The following is a 17,304-nucleotide window of genomic DNA, read 5'->3' as shown; positions in this document are numbered from 1 at the left end:
TCAGCACCGTGGCGCTGGGCCGCACCGGCACCGGCATGGAGCTGGCGGCGCGGGCGCTGGACGGCACCAGCCCGAGGCAGGGGAACCCCTTCGTCGCGGTGCATTGCGGCGCCCTGCCGGCGGAACTGCTGGAAAGCGAGCTGTTCGGGCACCTGCGCGGCGCCTTTACCGGCGCGCATCGGGACCAGGCGGGCGTGCTCGCCACCGCGCACCGGGGCACGCTGTTCCTGGGCGAGGTCGGCGAGATGCCGCCGCCGATGCAGGTCAAGCTGCTGCGCTTCCTGCAGGAGGGCACCTACAGCCCCGTCGGTTCGCGCGAGGTGCGCCACGCCGACCTGCGCGTGTTCTCCGCCACGCACCGTGACCTGGAGCCGATGTTGGCGGAGGGCAGCTTCCGCGTCGGCCTGATCAAGAAGCTGGAGCGGCTCGGCATGCGCTGAGCCAACGCGGGCTGGCACGTCGGGCCTGGCACGCCTGTAAGCGCCGCGCGACGCGATGGCAGCACGCCGGCGAATGATGACACGTCGTCGAGCCTGCCTCGCACAACACCGCGATGCACTGCCCGCCTGGGCGTCGGCTCGCGAGAGAATGAGGACCGGCAGGTCCACGCTGCAACGCAGGTTAATGCCGCTCCAGCAACGTCGATCCAGGGTGAGGCCACAAGGTACCGGCATCGGGGACACATGGATCATTCTCGATCGGCGACGCGTCGTGGGCTGCTGGCCTCCACCGCGGCCGTCACCTTTTCCGGTGTGACCGGCGCGGCGGCGCGGGTTTACCCGGGCGGGGCGATGCCCTGGGATTCCGGAGCGGCCGATCCACCCGCCGAGGTCCGGCCCGGCCCCTGGCTCTTCTTCACGGCGGACGAGGGCCGGCTGGTGGAGGCGATCGTGGAACGCCTCATCCCCGCCGACGATCTCAGCGTCAGCGGCAAGGATGCGGGCTGCGCGGTATTCATCGACCGCCAGCTCGCCGGCTCCTTCGGCAAATCGACCTGGCTCTACAGGTTGCCGCCCTTTCAGGCAGGATTGCCGACGCAGGGCGAACAGGCGGATACGACACCGGCCATCGAGTATCGCCGCTTCCTGGCGGCCATCGATGCCTACTGCCGCGCGAATTTCGGCGGAAAGGTCTTCGCCGAGCTTCCCAACGATCAGCGCGACCAGTTCCTGACCGGGATGGAGAAGGGCGAGATCCAGCTGGGTGGCGGGATCAACTCGGGCGATGCCTTCAAGCAGATCCTCGACAACACCATGGAAGGCTTCTTCGCCGACCCGATCTACGGCGGCAACCGCGACATGGTGAGCTGGCGCATGATCGGCTACCCGGGCACGCGCTATAACTATCTCGACCACGTTTCCAAGCACAACGTGAAGTACCCGCTGCCGCCGGTCAGCCTGCTGGGCCGCCCGGAGTGGGACCTGCGAGGCTGAGATGGCGAAGATACTTCCGCGCAAGGACGTCGTCGTCATCGGGCTCGGCTGGACCGGCTCCATCATCTCCAACGAATTGTGCGACGAGGGGTTGGAAGTCGTCGCGCTCGAACGCGGTCCCTGGCGCGACACGGCGAGCGACTTCAACATCGGGATCGCACCGGACGAGCTACGCTACAACTCGCGCCTGGACCTGATGCTGCGCCCGGCACAATCGACCTTCACGGCGCGCAACGATGCGACCCAGACCGCGCTGCCGATGCGCCGCTTCGGCACCTTCCACCCGGGCAACGGTGTCGGCGGTGCGGGCGTCCACTGGGCCGGCATCACCTGGCGCTGGTCGGAATACGACTTCCGGCTGCGCAGCCACTACACCGAGCGCTACGGCGCGGCCGCCATCCCGGACGACATGACGATCCAGGACTGGCCCTTCGCTTACGAGGAGCTGGAGCCCTTCTACGACAGCTTCGAGTACCTGGCCGGCGTTTCGGGCAAGGCGGGCAACCTCGGTGGCCAGAAGCAGGACGGCGGAAATCCTTTCGAAGCGCCGCGCAAGCGCGACTTCCCGAACCCGCCGATGATGCAGACCTTCGGGCCGACGCTGTTTGCCGAGACCGCCACGAAGATGGGCTACAAGCCCTTCCCGGTGCCTTCCTCCCTCCTGTCGCGGACCTACACGAACCCGCTCGGCGTCACGATCGGGCAGTGCACCTTTTGCGGCTTCTGCACGAACTACGGCTGCGCCAACTATTCCAAGGCCAGCGCGCAGACGACGGTGCTGCCGGTGCTCATGCGCAAGCCGAACTTTGAATTGCGCACACTCTGCGAGGTGCTCAAGATCAACCTCGACCGCTCGGGCAAGCGGGCCACGGGCGTCACCTACGTCGACACCTCCGGCGAGGAATGGGAGCAGCCCGCCGACCTCGTGATTTCCTGCGCCTTCATGCTCGACAACGTCCGGCTCTTCCTCCTGTCCGGGATCGGCAAGCCCTATGACCACGGCACCGGCGAGGGCGTGATCGGTCGCAACTTCTGCTACCAGATGGCCAACCAGGTCGTCGGCTTCTTCGACAAGGACAAGTACGACTTCAACCTCTTTATCGGTGGCGGCGCGACCGGCATGGCCATCGACGAGTTCAACAACGACAACTTCGACCATGGGCCGCTGGGTTTTCTCGGCGGCGGTTCCACACGCTGCACGCCGATCGGCGCGGAGCCGATCTCCAAGCGACCGACCCCGCCCGGCACGCCGACCTGGGGATCGACCTGGAAACGCGTGATGCGGGACAGCTACCTTTCCAACCTTTCGGTCGGCTGCGAGGCGTCGAGCTATGCCAGCCGCGACAACTTCCTTGACCTCGACCCGACCTACAAGGACCGCCTCGGCCGCCCCCTGATGCGGATCACCTTCAACTTCCCCGAGAACGACGTGAGGATGTCGGCCTACTGCACGGGAAAGGTGGCGGAGATCGTGCGCAACATGGGCGCCCACACGATCGTCCAGAACCCGCGCACACGGCCCTGGTCCGTCCTGCCCTATCAGTCCACGCACGTCGTCGGCGGCACCGCGACGGGATCGAACCCGAGCAACAGTGCCGTCAACCGGTACATGCAGAGTTGGGACGTGCCCAACGTCTTCACGGTGGGCGCGAATGTTTTCCCGCAGAACTCGGGCTACAACCCGACCGGCACCGTCGGCGCGCTCGCCTTCAAGGCGGCGAATGCGATCCGAACGCTTTACCTGAAATCCCCCGGACCGCTGGTGCAGGCATGATCCGCGCTATCCTTTCCGCGGGCCTATCCGCGAGCCTCTACGCCGTCCTCTACGCCGTCTTCTGGGCGGGTCCGGCGCTTCTCGGGACCCTCGCCACCGCGCGCGCGGCCGACCAGGGCTACGAGTTGATCGAGCGCGGCCGCTACGTCGCGACGGTGTCCGACTGCGTCGCCTGTCACTCCGCCCCAGGCGGGGTGCCCTACGCCGGCGGCACCAGGCTCTTCACGCCCTTCGGAACGCTTGTCGGGCCGAACATCACGCCCGACAAGGAAACGGGCATGGGGCTCTACACGGAAGCGGAGTTCCGGCGCGTGCTACGGGAGGGCATCGGGCGCGGCGAGAAGCGCCTTTACCCGGCCATGCCCTATCCCGCCTTCTCGAAGCTCTCGGACGACGACATCACGGCGCTCTACGCCTACATGATGTCGATCCAGCCGGTCCGGAACGTGGTCGAGGCCAATCAGCTGCCGTTCCCTTTCAACCAGCGCATCCTCATGCTGGGCTGGAACTGGCTGAACTTCGATCCGAAGCCGCTCGAGGTGCGGACCGACAAGCCCGCGGAATGGAACCGGGGGCGCTACCTCGTCGAGGCGGCGGGCCATTGCGGCGCCTGCCACACGCCCAAGACGATGCTCGGCGCCGATGACACCAGCCGTGCCCTTCGGGGGACCAGCCTCCAAGGCTGGGTCGCGCCCGATATCACCGGTGACCGGCGCTACGGCGTCGGGCGCTGGTCCGTCGAGCAGATCGTGCAGTACCTGCAGAACGGCTCGAACGGGCACAGCAACGCGTCCGGCCCGATGGCGGAGGAAATCCAGAACTCAAGCTCGCGCATGACGGAGGGCGACCTGCGCGCGATCGCCGTTTACCTCCTCGACCAGGAGGGACGCTCGGGGCCGGCGCCGACGCCGGTCGCGGCGACCGATCCTCGCATGGTCGCGGGCGCCGCCATCTTCAAGGATCGCTGCTCGGCCTGCCACGGCGATAACGGCCAGGGTGCCTCCTACCTGTTTCCCCGCCTCGCCGACAGCGGCGTCGTGCAGGCCGACGATCCGGCGACCCTGATCCACCTCGTGCTGGCGGGATCGCGGGCCGCGGCGACGGACCGGCTGCCGACCGCCCCCGCCATGCCACCGTTCCACTGGCGCTTCACCGATGAGCAGGTGGCGTCCGTGCTGACCTATATCCGCAACAGCTGGGGCAACGCGGCGCCCGCCGTCCCGCCCGGCGACGTGGGAAAGCTACGCGCGCCGCTTCTCGCGGGCGAGTAGCGCGCAAGGCGCCTGAGGGGTGGCCCGGGCTCGGGGAGTCTCGCCCTTCATCAGCGGTGACGGGCCTGCTTTCACGGGCATGACAGGCCTTTATCGTGGTACGGGTGCCAGGTGCTGCGTTCCAGTCCGGTACCGCACGGGCTTTCACGCCGCCCTACGGCGACGGGGCAGCAGAGCCGGGCGTATGTCTGACGCCGGCCTGCCGTTGCCCTTTCCCACACCTCATCCGCGGACCTGGTTGTGTGAAGAAACATCCATGATTCCGGTCGTCACCGTTGTAGTCAGTTACCTGTCACGCGTCTGACTTATCGGAAACCTAACCTCCGCCGACCTGCAAAAACTCGGGAACGCGGACGGTTATGGCGCTCAACATCCTGCTCACCAACGATGATGGCTACGATGCCCCCGGCATCACCACCCTCTACACAGCGCTTACCGCCGCTGGTTACAACGTGCACATCGTGGCACCCGAGGTGAACCAGAGCGCGCAGGGCAGCACGCTGGGCGGTATCGCGGCCCTTACCCAGCCCATCGCGTACAGCGAGTTCGCGGACGGCAACTACTATGTTTCCGGCTCGCCCGTGGTCACCACCAAGGCGGGTCTGGAATACATCTACCCCGAGCTGCTGGGCGAGAACGCGCCCGACCTCGTGATTTCCGGCACCAACCGGGGCGAGAACATCGGCACCAGCGAGAACATCTCCGGCACCGTGAACGGCGCGGTCGCCGCGCTGTTCGACGGCGTGCCCTCCATCGCCGTGTCGGCCGGCGCGGATGAGAATGGCAGCTACGACGCGGCCTTCAGCAACGCCGCCACGCTGGTGACGGATCTGCTGGCCAAGCTGGAAGCCCAGCAGGCCGCCGGCGAACCGATCCTGCCCGACGGGCAGTCGCTCAGCATCAACGTGCCCGGCGACCACGTGATCAACGGCGTCACCGTCACCACCATCGACCGTGAGAGCACGGCCGAGTACCCGATCTCCGAGCAGGCCGACGGCAGCTACAATTCCAGCTACGTCCCGGCCGCGGCATCGTCCGGCAATCCGCTTTCCGAAGGTGCGCAGTTCCTCGAGGGCAACGCCACGATCACGCCGATCGACGGCAACTGGACCTCGACGCTGGCGGACCGCGACGCGCTGGAGCAGCGCCTGTCCGGCCTGATCGAGCAGGACACGGCGGCCGCCGCGCCGCTCAAGATCATGCTGACCAACGACGACGGCTACGAATCGCCGGGCCTCGCCGCCGTTCGCCAGCACCTGCTGGACGCCGGCTACGACGTGACCGTCGTGGCGCCGAGCGAAGGCCAGAGCGGCGTCGGCACCGCCCTCGCCCGCGGCGCCTTCACCGTCACGGAATACGAGGCGGGCTACCATGTCGGCACCACGCCGAGCACCACGGTCTATACCGGCCTGGATGCCCTGCTGACGGGCGACAACACGCCGGACCTGATCGTGTCCGGCACCAATCTCGGCGCGAATGTGGGCGAGCAGGCGGTCAGCAGCGGCACGGTCAGCGCCGCCGTGGCCGCCATCTTCAACTACGACATCCCGGCCATCGCCGTGTCCACCGGCACGGACAGCACGGGCGCGGTGCCGGCCGGCCTTTACGACACCAGCGCCGAGTTCGTAACGCAGCTCATCGCCGACCTGCAGGCGACCGAGGGGGCGGACGGCCGGCTGCTGCCGGACGGCACGGGCCTCAACATCAACGTCCCCGTCGGCGCCACCATCGACAACTACGCCTTCACCGTGCTGGACGCCGCCACCAACAGCAGCTTCCGGATCGGTGCCGGTGCCACGGATGGCCAGCTGGCCTTCAGCCTGGGCGGCGCGGTGAGCACCGACAACCCGTATTCCGAAGGCAACGCCTTCAACAACGGGCAGATCACCGTCACCTCCATCGACGGCAACTACGCCAGCGACAGCCTCGGCACCTACAACGAGATCGCCAACCTGCTCGGCACCTCGCTCGGCGCTTCGGCGGACGGCCTGGCCTATTACGCCGGCAGCCGCGGCGACTTCCACGTCACCTTCGGCGCCGGTGGCACGCTCTCCGTCACCTCGAGTGACGGCAGCACCAGCGAGACGCTGAGCGACATCGGCACGCTGCACTTCGCCGAAGGCTCGCTCGACGCGCGTGCCGCCAGCGACGGCGGGATCGCGGTGGCGCAGTTCTACGAGGGCCTGCTCGGCCGCGACGCCGAGGCCGGCGGCTTCCAGTTCTGGGCGGAACAATACGCGGCGGGCACCTCGATCAACAGCATCGCCGGCGCCATCACCGGCTCGGCCGAGTATGCGCAGACCACCGGCACGCAGGACAACGCCACCTTCGTCACGTCGCTCTACGAGCACCTGTTGAACCGCCAGGTTGACGACGGTGGGCTGAGCTTCTGGACCGGGTTGCTCGACAACGGCTCCTCCCGCAGCGACGTGGTGCAGGCGGTGGCCGACAGTGCCGAGTACCACACCAACGAGCTGCCGGTGCTGTTCACGCAGCTCGCCACGCTGGACAACGTTTGGGGCTGAGCCCCCGACGCGCGGGAAGGTTACACCCTTTCCACTGAGGCAGAGCCCGGTCGGATGGAGACATCCGGCCGGGTGAAGCGTTTCCGGCGCGGGGCGGCAGTGCCGCAGCGGTTGCTCCGGTGCGGCCCGGCCTCGCCTAACGTTTCTTCGCGGGCGGGCCCGTCGGCACCCGCAGCGGACGGCGCCAGGCCGTCGCGGACCCGCCCCGCATCACTTCCACAAGCCCGGCGGGGGGGCGCGGAGAGCCGGCCCCGCTGCCGACGTGGGCATGATCGCGCCGGGTCTATGATCCCCATCGCGGTCGCGCTAGTCGATGACGCCGAGCCGCTTGCATGCCACGCGGGTGGCGCCCGTTCGAACCGCCGAGGCGGGCGACCCGCTGAGGCGCGAAGGGGAAAGCGCATGATACTCGCCGGCGTGCTGCTGGTCTGGACCCCGGCCATCCTGCTCGTCCTTGGATTGATCCTCACGCGCCTGACGGGTTGCGCAGTCGACGAGGCCGGCAGGCATCCGTGCCGGATCGCGGGCATCGACATCGGCGGCCTGATCCAGGTGCTGGTCATGATGGGTTGGCTCATGATCCCCCTGCTGCCCCTCATGGCGCTGACCGTGCTGGGCGGCCTTGCCGTCGGCGCGATGATGCTGTTCGGGGCATGGCAGCCGTGAGCCAGAGCTGAAGGATCCGGCCAGCCGGCGGGACGGGCGGCCGCAGGGCGGGCTACGGTGCTCTGCCCCATCCCGAGGGTCGAGCACGGGAGGCCGGCGCAGAGGCCGGCATCAGAGCGTTATGATACGATATCGATATGTTGCCGGTCCGTCGCGGCGGTGCTACTCTCGCCTTTGTTATCATAGCGCCAGAGAAACGATGGGCAATGTTGCCCCTGTCCGGCATGGAAACCGAAATCCAGATCGTCCGGCGTCACGTTCTTGAGGGGCACGCGCATCTGCGGCGGCAGCGCCGCGTCGTCATGCGGCTCAGGTCGCGCGGGCAACCAGCGGAACTGGCGGCGGAACTCCTCCTGATCCTGCAAGAGGCGCAGCGGTGCCACGAGGAACATCTCGCCCGCCTTCTTGCCCGGGGAAGGGCCAGCGGGTCTTCCCGGCAGGGGACCCTCTCCCCACCCGCGGGAACAACCCCTGCGGGTGGTCCGTACAGGCTGATTTTCCGGTGACGTGCGCGGGATCGGGGTTACGCTTGATCACCCAGGCAGGAGGCTGGAGAGCCTTGGAACAACAGGATCTGCTTCACCGCGCGGCGGATGTCGTCACGAGCTCCGAAGACCTGGCCAGGCTTCTTGCCCGGGTCAGGAGTGCCACGGCGGCCGTCGGTGATCGTTTGAACGGCGTCCGGGCCGAGAGCGAGGATGACCGTGCCGCGCTCTCGCTGTACGCGCGGGAATGCGCGGCGGCAGCGGCGGAGCTCCTGGGCGCGTCGGAACGACTCGTGGCCTCATCCCGGCTGACGCGCGAGGCGCGCGCCAATCTACGGAAGCCGGCCACCACCTCCCACGAAGGACGCCTCGACAACCAGGATTGCATCGAGGTCAGCCTCGAGGCGGTCGCCCGCTCACGGGTGCTCCTCATGAGGCCGGTGCTGCGGCCCGAAACCATGCCGCCGTGGCGCTCCTTCAAGAAGGAGCGGCAGCCTGAGGTCGTCCAGGCCACGCTATCCTGACAGCAGCATCAGGGCGCGGTGGCGTTCCATCGTGCTGCGCGCCACCTTCATCGTATGGAGGGTGTCGAGGAACAGCGCGAGCTGCAGCCGCATCTCAGGCACGCCCAGGGCGTCCGGGGCGATCGTGTTCAGGAGGTGCGTGAGACGGCGGACCACCGCCTCGCCCTCGCCGATGCGGTGATCCGCCCTCAACAAGGCCAGTTCCAGCGGGTCCACTGCACTCCTTGGCGCCATCGTCGAGCCGCATCCACCGCAGGTGTCGATGACGCCACGCTGTCATCGGGCATCATGCAAGCACGGGCCGCGACCGCTCTCTTTCACCTGGGATAGCCTCGGTCACCCCGGTCCGCTCAAGAGAATGGGAAACGTCTGGCCGCCTCCGTTTGTTATGATCCGAACGTCAGAGAAGACCGACATGGATGAGGCCCCAAGACGGGATATCGTGGTGATCGGTGGTTCGGCCGGTGCCACGGCGCCGCTCAAGGCGTTGCTCGGTGGGCTGCCGCCCGATCTTCCGGCGGCGGTTTTCATCACCATGCACATCCCCGCGCGCAGCCTCGGCATCCTCGCGACCGTCGCCAGCGCGGCGGGCAAACTGCCGGTGCACTCGGCGGAGCATGGAATGCCGATCATGCCCGGAAACATCTACCTGGCCGTGCCGGACCATCATCTCATCCTGGTGGACGGCCATATGCGCCTGGGGCGCGGGCCACGGGAAAACCTCGTTCGCCCGGCCATCGATCCGCTTTTCCGCTCCGCAGCCGCCGCCTACGGGCCGCGGGTCATCGGCGTGGTGCTTTCGGGGTTGCTGAACGACGGCGCTTCGGGCCTGGAGGCGATCAAGCGCTGCGGCGGCCTCGCCGTGGTGCAGGACCCGCTGGACGCGATCGCCGACGAGATGCCGCTCGCCGCCCTGCGCGCGGCCAAGGTCGACCTGACCCTGCCCGGCGCGCGGCTGGGCGACGTGCTCAGCGACCTCGTCCGCGAGCCGGCGGGCTGGCCAGTGCCGGTGCCGCCCGACATCCGGCTGGAGGTGGACATCGCGGCCGGCGAGCGGGTGGACAGCCAGGTCATCGGCCAGGTCGCGGTTCCGGCGGCACTCACCTGCCCGCACTGCCTGGGGGTCATGTCGCAGATGCGGCAGCCCCGACCCCTGCGCTTCCGCTGCCAGGTCGGGCACGCGATGACGGCGGAGGCCATGGCGCAGGAGCAGGAAGGAACGGTGGACGAGGCGATGCGCGTCGCCCTGCGGGTCATCGAGGAGCGGGCCGAGCTGGTCTCGAAGATGGCCGAGGACAGCCGGGAGGCGGATCGCGGCACCATCGCGGAAACCTATGCGGAGCGCGCGGCCGAGTACCGGCGCCAGGCCGATATCCTGCGCCGGGCGGTGATCCACTCCATGTACCCCCCCTATCCTCCGGACGACGAGGGTGGCCAGGATGGGGGTTCTTAGGGCAGGCAAGCATTGGGGATCACCTGTCTCGCGCTGGCTGTTGCTGCGCTACACCAGTGACGGGCAATGAAGCGGGTGGAGCAGGCCGTGGTGCAGGATGCGGTAGGCGAGGACGCCGTACAGTCGGAGAGCCAAAGGTTCGGCCCGGAGGAAGGCAACCGGCCGAACCTCGTGCTGGGGATCGGCGGGAGCGGGGCGCATACCGAATCGCTCCTGCGCCTCCTCCGCCTCCTGCCGCCGCGCGCCGACCTCGCCATCGTCGTGATCCTTTCGAACCGCGAGGCGCTGAACGAAGCGGCCTTCCGCGAGGCGCTCGGCGACGGGATCGGCGCCCTTCTCGTTCCGAGCGACGGGGACCTGGTCGAGCGGGGGCACATCTACCTGCCGCCTCCCGACGTGATCGTGACGCTGGAAGAAAACCGCTTCCGGCTCCGGCCCGCCGAGGGCGAGCCGGGCGAGCGCGGGACGATGGACAGTTTCCTGGTCTCGCTCGCCGGTGACAGGGACGGTGACGCGGTCGGCCTGGTTCTCGAAGGGGCCGGGGCCGACGGAACGCTGGGTCTCGTGACGCTGAAGGAAAGCGGCGGCCTCGCCCTGGCGGAAGGGGATCCGGAAGCCGCGGAGGTGGCCGAGAAGACCGCCGCGGCGCTGGCCGACGCCGTTCTGCCCGTGGAGGAGGTTCCCGAGCGCCTGGCCCTTCATGGCCGCAACCACGCCCGGGCCAGATCGGCGCAACGCGTAGGCGGCCAGGGAACGGAGGATGACTCCCGGCGGCTGGCGCAGGTCGCCGCCGTGCTGCGCGAAAGAACGGGCCACGACTTCCACGGCTACAAGCGGGCCACCTTCTCGCGCCGCGTCAGCCGGCGGATGCAGGTGACCCAGGCGTCGAACTTCGCCGCCTACCTCGACATCCTGCGCTCGCAGCCCGACGAGCCGCAGCTCCTTTTCAACGACCTGCTGATCGGGGTGACGCAGTTCTTCCGGGACCATCGTGAGTTCAGGTTCCTGGAAACCCACGTCATTCCCCAGCTGTTCGAGGGAAAGAACAGGAGTGACCACCTCCGCGTCTGGGTGCTGGGCTGCTCCACCGGCGAGGAGGCCTATTCCCTGGCGATCCTGCTGCGCGAGCATGCCGCCAAGCTCCCGGCGCCGCCCCAGATCCAGCTCTTCGCGAGCGATATCGACGCCCGCGCCCTGGCCGTGGCACGGGTCGGACGCTACCCGAGCACGATCGCCCGGGACGTGACGCCGGAACGCCTCGCCCGCTGGTTCGTCGAGGAGGGCGAGACCTACTGCGTGGCGCGCGAGCTGCGGGAGATCTGCATCTTCTCGCAGCACTCGATCGTCCGGGACCCGCCCTTCTCGCGGCTCGACCTCGTGTCCTGCCGCAACCTGCTCATCTATCTCGGCGCGGAGCTGCAGTCCCGCGTCATTCCGCTCTTCCACTTCGCCCTGAAGCCCGGCGGCTTCCTGTTTCTCGGCAACGCGGAGAACGTGTCGCGGCACGCCAATCTCTTCGAGCCGATGGACCGGGCCTACCGCATCTTCCGCCGGTCGGAGACCGAAGCACGGGTCCTGCCCGATTTCCCCTATACGCCGGTCGCGCGGATCAGCACGGACGTCGCGGTGCCGCCCCGTCCGCAGAGCAGCGACGAAGTCCTGCCGCGCCAGGTGGAGCGGATTGCCGAGCGCTACGCGCCCGCCTACGCCGTGGTGAACGAGCGCTTCGAGGTCCTGCACTTCTCGCCCAAGGCCGGGCGGTACATCCATCCCGCGGCGGGCGCCGCGAGCCTGAACCTTCTTGCCCTGGTGAACGCGGACCTGCGCCTCGATCTCGGGGCGGCGCTGTCGCGCGCGCTCACCGAGGAGCGCGAGGTGGAGGCGGTCGGCCTGTTCATGCGCGAGGCCGGCGGAAGGATTCCCGTGGACCTCACCGTCGAACCGGTACCAGAGGGAGAGGGAACGCCCCGAACGTTCGTTGTCCTGTTCCGCGAAAGGATAGAGCCGCCGCCGGAGCTGCATTCCAGGATCGTGGACGAGGAACACGTCCACAAGCTGGAAAGCGAGCTCCGCGTCACGCGCGAGCGGCTGCAAACGATGATCGAGGAGCTGCAGAGCACGAACGAGGAGCTGAAGTCCTCGAACGAGGAGTACCAGTCCCTCAACGAGGAACTACAGAGCGCCAACGAGGAGCTGCAAACCTCCAAGGAGGAGCTGCAGTCGGTGAACGAGGAGGTCACCACCGTCAACAGCGAGCTGGCCCAGCGCGTGCAGGAGTTGTCGCGCGCGAACAGCGACCTGAAGAACCTGCTCGAGTCCACGCAGATCCCGACCATCTTCCTCGACAACGAATTGCGGGTGACCAACTTCACGCCGGCGGCCGCGGACATCTTCCACCTCGTCGAGACCGACACGGGGCGGCCGATCGCGCACATCAAGTCCCGCATCTCCTATGACGAGCTGCCCGACGACGCCCGGCGCGTGATCCGCACCCTGGCCGCCGTCGACCGCGAGATCGAGAACCCCACCACCCGGGCGCGCTACATCGTCCGTATCCTGCCCTATCGCAGCGTGGACAACTTCATCGGGGGCGCCGTCGTCACCTTCACCGACGTGACGCCGGTCACGCGCGCGGAGCAGGCACGGCGGGAAAGCGAGGAGCGCCTGCGCCTGGTGACGGGCAACATCCCGCAGCTCGTCTGGACAGCCCTGGACGAAGGCCGCTGGACATGGACCAGCCGCCAGTGGCGGGAATACACCGGCCAGTCCGAGGAGGAGAGCCTCGGCCGTGGCTGGATGGTCGCCCTGCACCCCGATGACCGCTCCGCCGCCTCGGACGCCTGGGCACAGGCCCGTGCGAAGGAAGGGCTGGACGTCGAGTACCGCGTCCGCTCACGGGACGGCATCTACCGCTGGTTCCACAGCCGCGCCATGCCGCTCGAACACGAGGACGAGCAGGAAACCGAATGGTTCGGCACCTCGACCGACGTGCATGAGATGCGGGAGCTGCGCGAGCAGCAGGGCATACTGGTGTCCGAGCTGCAGCACCGCAGCCGCAACCTGCTCGGCATCGTGTCCTCCGTCGCGTCGCGGACCATCGGGCGGGGCGGATCGGCCGAGGATTTCGAGGACCGGCTCGCGGCGCTGAGCCGGGTGCAGGGCCTGCTCAGCCGCTCCGGCAACGACAGCGTCGAGTTGGGCGCCCTGGTGCGCGCCGAGCTGGAGGCGCATGGCAGCCTCGAGCCACCCAAGGTCACCGTCAACGGGCCGGAGGTCAGCCTGACCGTCGCCCAGGTGCAGACCTTCGCCCTCGCCCTGCACGAGCTGGCGACCAACGCGGTCAAGTACGGTGCCCTGAAAGGCGAAGCGGGGCGTTTATCCGTCACCTGGACGGTGGAGGCGATCGAGAAAGGGCGTCCCAGTCTCCTGCTGGACTGGAGCGAAACGGGTCTCGCCCTCGGCGCGGAGGCCGGCACGCACCGGGGCTACGGCAGGGAGCTGATCGAACGGGCGCTGACCTTCTCGCTCGGCGCGCAGATCGAGTACGCGATCGAGCCGGGCGGCGTGAGGTGCCGCGTCCGCCTGCCGCTCAGCTGACCCGAACGGACGGGAGAGCGAAGACATGGCGACCGCAGGACCACTCACCGGGCGTCGCATCCTCGTCCTGGAGGACGAGTACATCATCGCCGTCGAGATGGAGAGCTGGCTGTCCGAGGCCGGGGCCGCGGTGATCGGCCCCTTCGCGCGCGCCGATGAGGCCCTTGCCGCGCTCGCGGACGGGAAGGCCGCGGTGGATGCTGGCGTGCTCGACATCAATCTCGGACGCGGCGGAACGGCCTATCCGGTTGCGGCGCGAATGGATGCGCTTGGCGTGCCTTACGTCTTCGCGACGGGAAACAACCTCGAAGCCGACGATCCCTCCTTCCGGGGAAGGCCGCGGCTCGAGAAACCTGTTTCGGCACGGTCGCTCATCCGGATGGTGAGTGAGCTCGTTTCCTAGAGCGGCTTCCGTTCGCCCTGGCTCACGCAAATCGCTCTAGCCCGTTGTTTTCCCGAGCATCTTTACCCAATCAGGTGATTCCCCCTGATCGGGATCTGCTCCAAAGCCCTGGTCGGCATCGTGGCTGGGTACATCCCCTCGCCCCCTGCCGTGGCCATTCAGGATCCCGTCATTCAAGGCGTCGCCACGGTGACCTCCGCCACGGCCTCGCTGCGCGGGGTCAGGCGGTTCCAGGCGTCCAGCGCCGCGATCTTGTAGGCCTCGGCGAGGGTCGGGTAGTTGAAGGTGTTGTCGATGAAGTAGTCCAGCGTGCCGCCCAGGTTCAGCACGGCCTGGCCGATATGCACCAGCTCGGTCGCGCCCTCGCCCACGATGTGCACGCCCAGCAGCCGGCGCGTTTCCATGGAGAAGATCATCTTCAGCAAGCCGCCGTTCAGCCCCATGATGTGCCCGCGCGAGGTTTCGCGGAAGCGCGCGATGCCGCACTCGTAGGGCGTGCCGGCCTTGCGCAGGTCTTCCTCGCTCATCCCCACCGTGGAGATCTCGGGCACGGAATAGATGCCGTAGGGGAAGAAGGCGGGCGCCGGTGGCAGGGGCTGGCCGCAGGCGTGGCAGGCCGCGATACGTCCTTGTTCCAGCGAGGTGGAGGCGAGGCTGGGGAAGCCGATCACGTCGCCGGTGGCATAGATGTGCGGCACCGCGGTCTGGAAGGTCTGCTGGTTCACCTCCAGGCGCCCGCGCGTGTCGGCGGCGAGGCCGCAGGCGGCGAGGTTGAGCGTGTCGGTGGCGCCGACGCGGCCGGCGGTGAAGAGCAGCATCTCGGACCGCACGCGGCGCCCGCCTTCCAGGATCGCCACGGGCTGTTCACCCTCGAACTGGATGGTTTCCACCTTCGACCCGAGGCGGAAGTTCAGGCCGTGGTCGCGCAGCTGATGGACGAAATCATCCACCAGCTCCCGGTCCACGAAGTCGAGCAGCCCGTTGCGCGGCTCCACCAGCGTCACGCGGACATCAAGGGCGGAGAAGATGGTGGCGTACTCCACCCCGATCACGCCGCCGCCGACCACGGTGATGGAGCGCGGCAGGGTCTTGAGCTCCACGATCTCGTCACTGTCGACGACCGTGTCGCCGTTGAAGGGGATGTGCGACGGGCGCAGCGGACGGGTGCCCACGGCGATGATGATGCGATCGGCCTCCAGCGTCCGGCTTTCGCCGGCCTCGGCCTGGACCTCGATGCGGTGCGGGTCCACGAAGCTGGCCAGGCCCCGCATCACCTCCACCCGGTTGCGGGCGAACTGATGGTCGAGGGTCTCGACCTCGTGCTCCAGGGTCTTGTGCAGGCGGGCCATCAGGTCGCCGGCCTCGATGTCCTTCTTCACGCGATAAGCCAGCCCGTAGAAGCCGCGTTCCCGCCAGCCGGTCAGGTTCAGCACCGTCTCGCGCAGCGTCTTGGAGGGTATGGTGCCGGTGTGGACCGACACGCCCCCGACGCGGCGCCCCTTCTCGATCACCAGGACCGACTTGCCGAGCTTCGCGGCCTGCACCGCCGCCCGCCGCCCCGACGGGCCGCTGCCGATGACCACGAGATCGTACCGCATCATGCCCGTGGCCCCTGCCCTGGTGAGGGCTGGTAGGCAGGCAAGCGGGGCAAGGCTTGTCAAGCAGGCGGGGCCGGGCGGCCCCGGCGCATCACCGAAGCTTCACCATCCGTTTCGGTGCGAGCGGATTTGAACGCGTGGATTGCTCTGCAACGACTGGCTCGCACCATGCCCGTCCACGACAAGGCGGCCCGCGTCGGCCGTGATCGCGGCGGAGCGGCGAGGCGAAGCAACTCCGCCCCATGCGCGGGCACGTGGGCGCAACGGGCCGTATGGAAGATCAGGAGCCGCATCGGCGGACAGGCGGGCCGGAGCGGGGCCGCAGGTCGCGGAGTGAGGTCGCCCGGCCGAAGCCGGGCCTGGCGGCGGACTACTGCGTGCGGGCAGGCGCCACGGTGCCGCTCGCGCCGCCTCCGCCCGAGCCGTTGCCGCCCGTCGCGAAGAGCGCCGCGGCCGCAGCCAGTGGGATCAGGCTGAGCGCCGGCAGGGTGTAGCCGCCCAGGACGCTGCCCGAAGCGGTCGCGGCGGCGGGAGGTGCGGCCGGGGGCGTCACGGTGGTGGTTGCGCGCGCCTGGGGCGGGCGGGCCATGAGGCGCGGCGGGGCGCTGCGCGGCGCCACCACCACGCCGCCATCCGCCGGCACCACCACGGTCCGCAACCCCTGTGCCCGGACACCCGGGATGGTGGCGCTGAACAGGCCTGCGGCGAGCAGGATCAGCAGGGCGGGGCGACGGGAACGAAACATCGGTTTTCCGGAGCGGGGTTCTCGGTCCTCGGGGCGCCGTTCCTGCGGAGGAACCCCGATGAAGCGAAGCGGCGGCAGAGATTGCAATGTCGCCGCGGCGTCACGCAACCGTGGATTGTTGCGGCGAAGGAGAATGCCACCCGTTGTGACCATGCGGCCATGGCGGTTTTCCGGTTCAGGGGTCCCTCGTCCGGCCCAGTCAGTTCAGCCAGTTGGACGCGATCTCGACGTGTGGCGCGGTGTAGCCCGCCTGTGCCTCGGTGGATTCGCCGGTGCCGAGCGTGGCGTCCAGCCGGGTCGTGCCGGCGGCGAAGACGGCGGTCCAGGGCGCCAGCTCGGCGGTTGAGATCCCGCGCTCCAGCGCGTTCTCGTAGATCTGCGCGATGAAGGCCTCGTTGCTCTGCCCGTCGTGGAGGGCGTGGAACTCCGGCGTGTCCATCAGCTGAATGTAGAGGTCACGCAGGCTGGCGGTGCCGCTCGACAAGGCCACGGACCAGTCATGGAGGCTGCCCGCGTCCGGCTTGCCGTCGAGCACGGCGTCGTAGGCACGCAGGACCTGTTGCGCCGCGGTGTCGGGCACCCAGGTGCCCTGGGGGTGGTTCTGCTCGTAGAGGCTGGCGGCCTCGGCGGAGTTGGCGAAGATGGCGAAGACGTGCTCGCGTGTTTCGCCGTGCTGGAGGGCGTTGAGGTAGTAGCTCATGCCGCCGGCATCCGGGGCGCGGCCGAGTGCCGCCTGGTAGAGCCGCGTCAGCAGCTCCGCATCCGAGGTGCCGCCGAAGCGGGCGCGGAACTCGTCGCTGTCGAACATGATCGCCGCCACGCGCACCAGG

Annotated in this window: 15 protein-coding genes; 10 read left to right on the top strand and 5 right to left on the bottom strand. The window is 68.5% G+C overall.

The features are described 5' to 3' along the window. Positions 1-8: 8 nt before the first annotated feature. The 6 genes from ACFFGY_RS05615 to ACFFGY_RS05590 all read left to right on the top strand — a co-directional run bounded on the left by ACFFGY_RS05615 (position 9) and on the right by ACFFGY_RS05590 (position 7,669). The gene (locus ACFFGY_RS05615; RefSeq protein WP_377043443.1) at positions 9-440 is read left to right on the top strand and encodes a sigma-54 factor interaction domain-containing protein; all 432 of its coding nucleotides are present in this window, start codon (positions 9-11) and stop codon (positions 438-440) included. Positions 441-683: 243 nt separating this feature from the next. Beyond that, a complete protein-coding gene (locus tag ACFFGY_RS05610) occupies positions 684-1,433 on the top strand; it encodes a gluconate 2-dehydrogenase subunit 3 family protein (RefSeq protein WP_377043442.1) in 750 nt (249 codons plus the stop codon). A 1-nt stretch (position 1,434) separates the two neighbouring features. After that, positions 1,435-3,207, top strand: a complete 1,773-nt coding sequence (locus ACFFGY_RS05605; protein ID WP_377043441.1) for a GMC family oxidoreductase — start codon at positions 1,435-1,437, stop codon at positions 3,205-3,207. Further along, positions 3,204-4,478, top strand: a complete 1,275-nt coding sequence (locus ACFFGY_RS05600) for a c-type cytochrome (protein ID WP_377043440.1) — start codon at positions 3,204-3,206, stop codon at positions 4,476-4,478. Before ACFFGY_RS05605 ends, ACFFGY_RS05600 begins: the two co-directional genes overlap by 4 nt. A gap of 359 nt (positions 4,479-4,837) precedes the next feature. Then, a complete protein-coding gene (gene surE / locus ACFFGY_RS05595; RefSeq protein WP_377043439.1) occupies positions 4,838-7,003 on the top strand; it encodes a 5'/3'-nucleotidase SurE in 2,166 nt (721 codons plus the stop codon). Positions 7,004-7,405: 402 nt separating this feature from the next. Continuing rightward, positions 7,406-7,669: a hypothetical protein gene (locus tag ACFFGY_RS05590; protein ID WP_377043438.1), complete on the top strand. Its 264-nt coding sequence runs from the start codon at positions 7,406-7,408 to the stop codon at positions 7,667-7,669. Between the two features lie 119 nt (positions 7,670-7,788). On the opposite strand, the gene ACFFGY_RS05585 is transcribed toward ACFFGY_RS05590, so the two are convergent. Further along, positions 7,789-8,061 (bottom strand): hypothetical protein, encoded by a 273-nt coding sequence (locus tag ACFFGY_RS05585; RefSeq protein WP_377043437.1) that lies wholly within the window; start codon positions 8,059-8,061, stop codon positions 7,789-7,791. 167 nt (positions 8,062-8,228) lie between these two features. Here ACFFGY_RS05585 and ACFFGY_RS05580 point away from each other — a divergent pair, with 167 nt between their 5' ends. Beyond that, a complete protein-coding gene (locus tag ACFFGY_RS05580; protein ID WP_377043436.1) occupies positions 8,229-8,678 on the top strand; it encodes a hypothetical protein in 450 nt (149 codons plus the stop codon). Here ACFFGY_RS05580 and ACFFGY_RS05575 read toward each other — a convergent pair. Further along, positions 8,670-8,912: a hypothetical protein gene (locus ACFFGY_RS05575; RefSeq protein WP_377043435.1), complete on the bottom strand. Its 243-nt coding sequence runs from the start codon at positions 8,910-8,912 to the stop codon at positions 8,670-8,672. The genes ACFFGY_RS05580 and ACFFGY_RS05575 overlap by 9 nt on opposite strands. Before the next feature lie 181 nt (positions 8,913-9,093). Between ACFFGY_RS05575 and ACFFGY_RS05570 the strand changes: the two genes are divergently transcribed. The 3 genes from ACFFGY_RS05570 (at position 9,094) to ACFFGY_RS05560 (ending at position 14,131) form a co-directional block, all read left to right on the top strand. Next, a complete protein-coding gene (locus ACFFGY_RS05570) occupies positions 9,094-10,131 on the top strand; it encodes a chemotaxis protein CheB (RefSeq protein WP_377043434.1) in 1,038 nt (345 codons plus the stop codon). Between the two features lie 66 nt (positions 10,132-10,197). After that, the gene (locus tag ACFFGY_RS05565; RefSeq protein ID WP_377043433.1) at positions 10,198-13,728 is read left to right on the top strand and encodes a CheR family methyltransferase; all 3,531 of its coding nucleotides are present in this window, start codon (positions 10,198-10,200) and stop codon (positions 13,726-13,728) included. Between the two features lie 25 nt (positions 13,729-13,753). After that, positions 13,754-14,131, top strand: a complete 378-nt coding sequence (locus ACFFGY_RS05560) for a response regulator (protein WP_377043432.1) — start codon at positions 13,754-13,756, stop codon at positions 14,129-14,131. Positions 14,132-14,304: 173 nt separating this feature from the next. Here the strand turns inward: ACFFGY_RS05560 and sthA are convergent, their stop codons facing one another. The 3 genes from sthA to ACFFGY_RS05545 all read right to left on the bottom strand — a co-directional run. Further along, entirely contained in the window at positions 14,305-15,732 is a 1,428-nt protein-coding gene (gene sthA, locus ACFFGY_RS05555; RefSeq protein ID WP_377043431.1) for a Si-specific NAD(P)(+) transhydrogenase, read from the bottom strand. 367 nt (positions 15,733-16,099) lie between these two features. Further along, on the bottom strand, positions 16,100-16,474 hold the full coding sequence (locus ACFFGY_RS05550) for a hypothetical protein (protein WP_377043430.1): 375 nt from the start codon (positions 16,472-16,474) through the stop codon (positions 16,100-16,102). Between the two features lie 199 nt (positions 16,475-16,673). Next, positions 16,674-17,304: DUF4214 domain-containing protein (locus tag ACFFGY_RS05545; protein WP_377043429.1), on the bottom strand; the 631-nt coding region annotated here is incomplete at its 5' end.

Origin of the sequence: Roseomonas elaeocarpi (assembly GCF_042433915.1) — a bacterium.
In the GTDB taxonomy this organism is placed as follows: Bacteria; Pseudomonadota; Alphaproteobacteria; order Acetobacterales; family Acetobacteraceae; genus Roseomonas; species Roseomonas elaeocarpi.
Note: the sequence above shows the minus strand (reverse complement) of the source record. Positions and strands in the feature narration are given on the sequence as shown.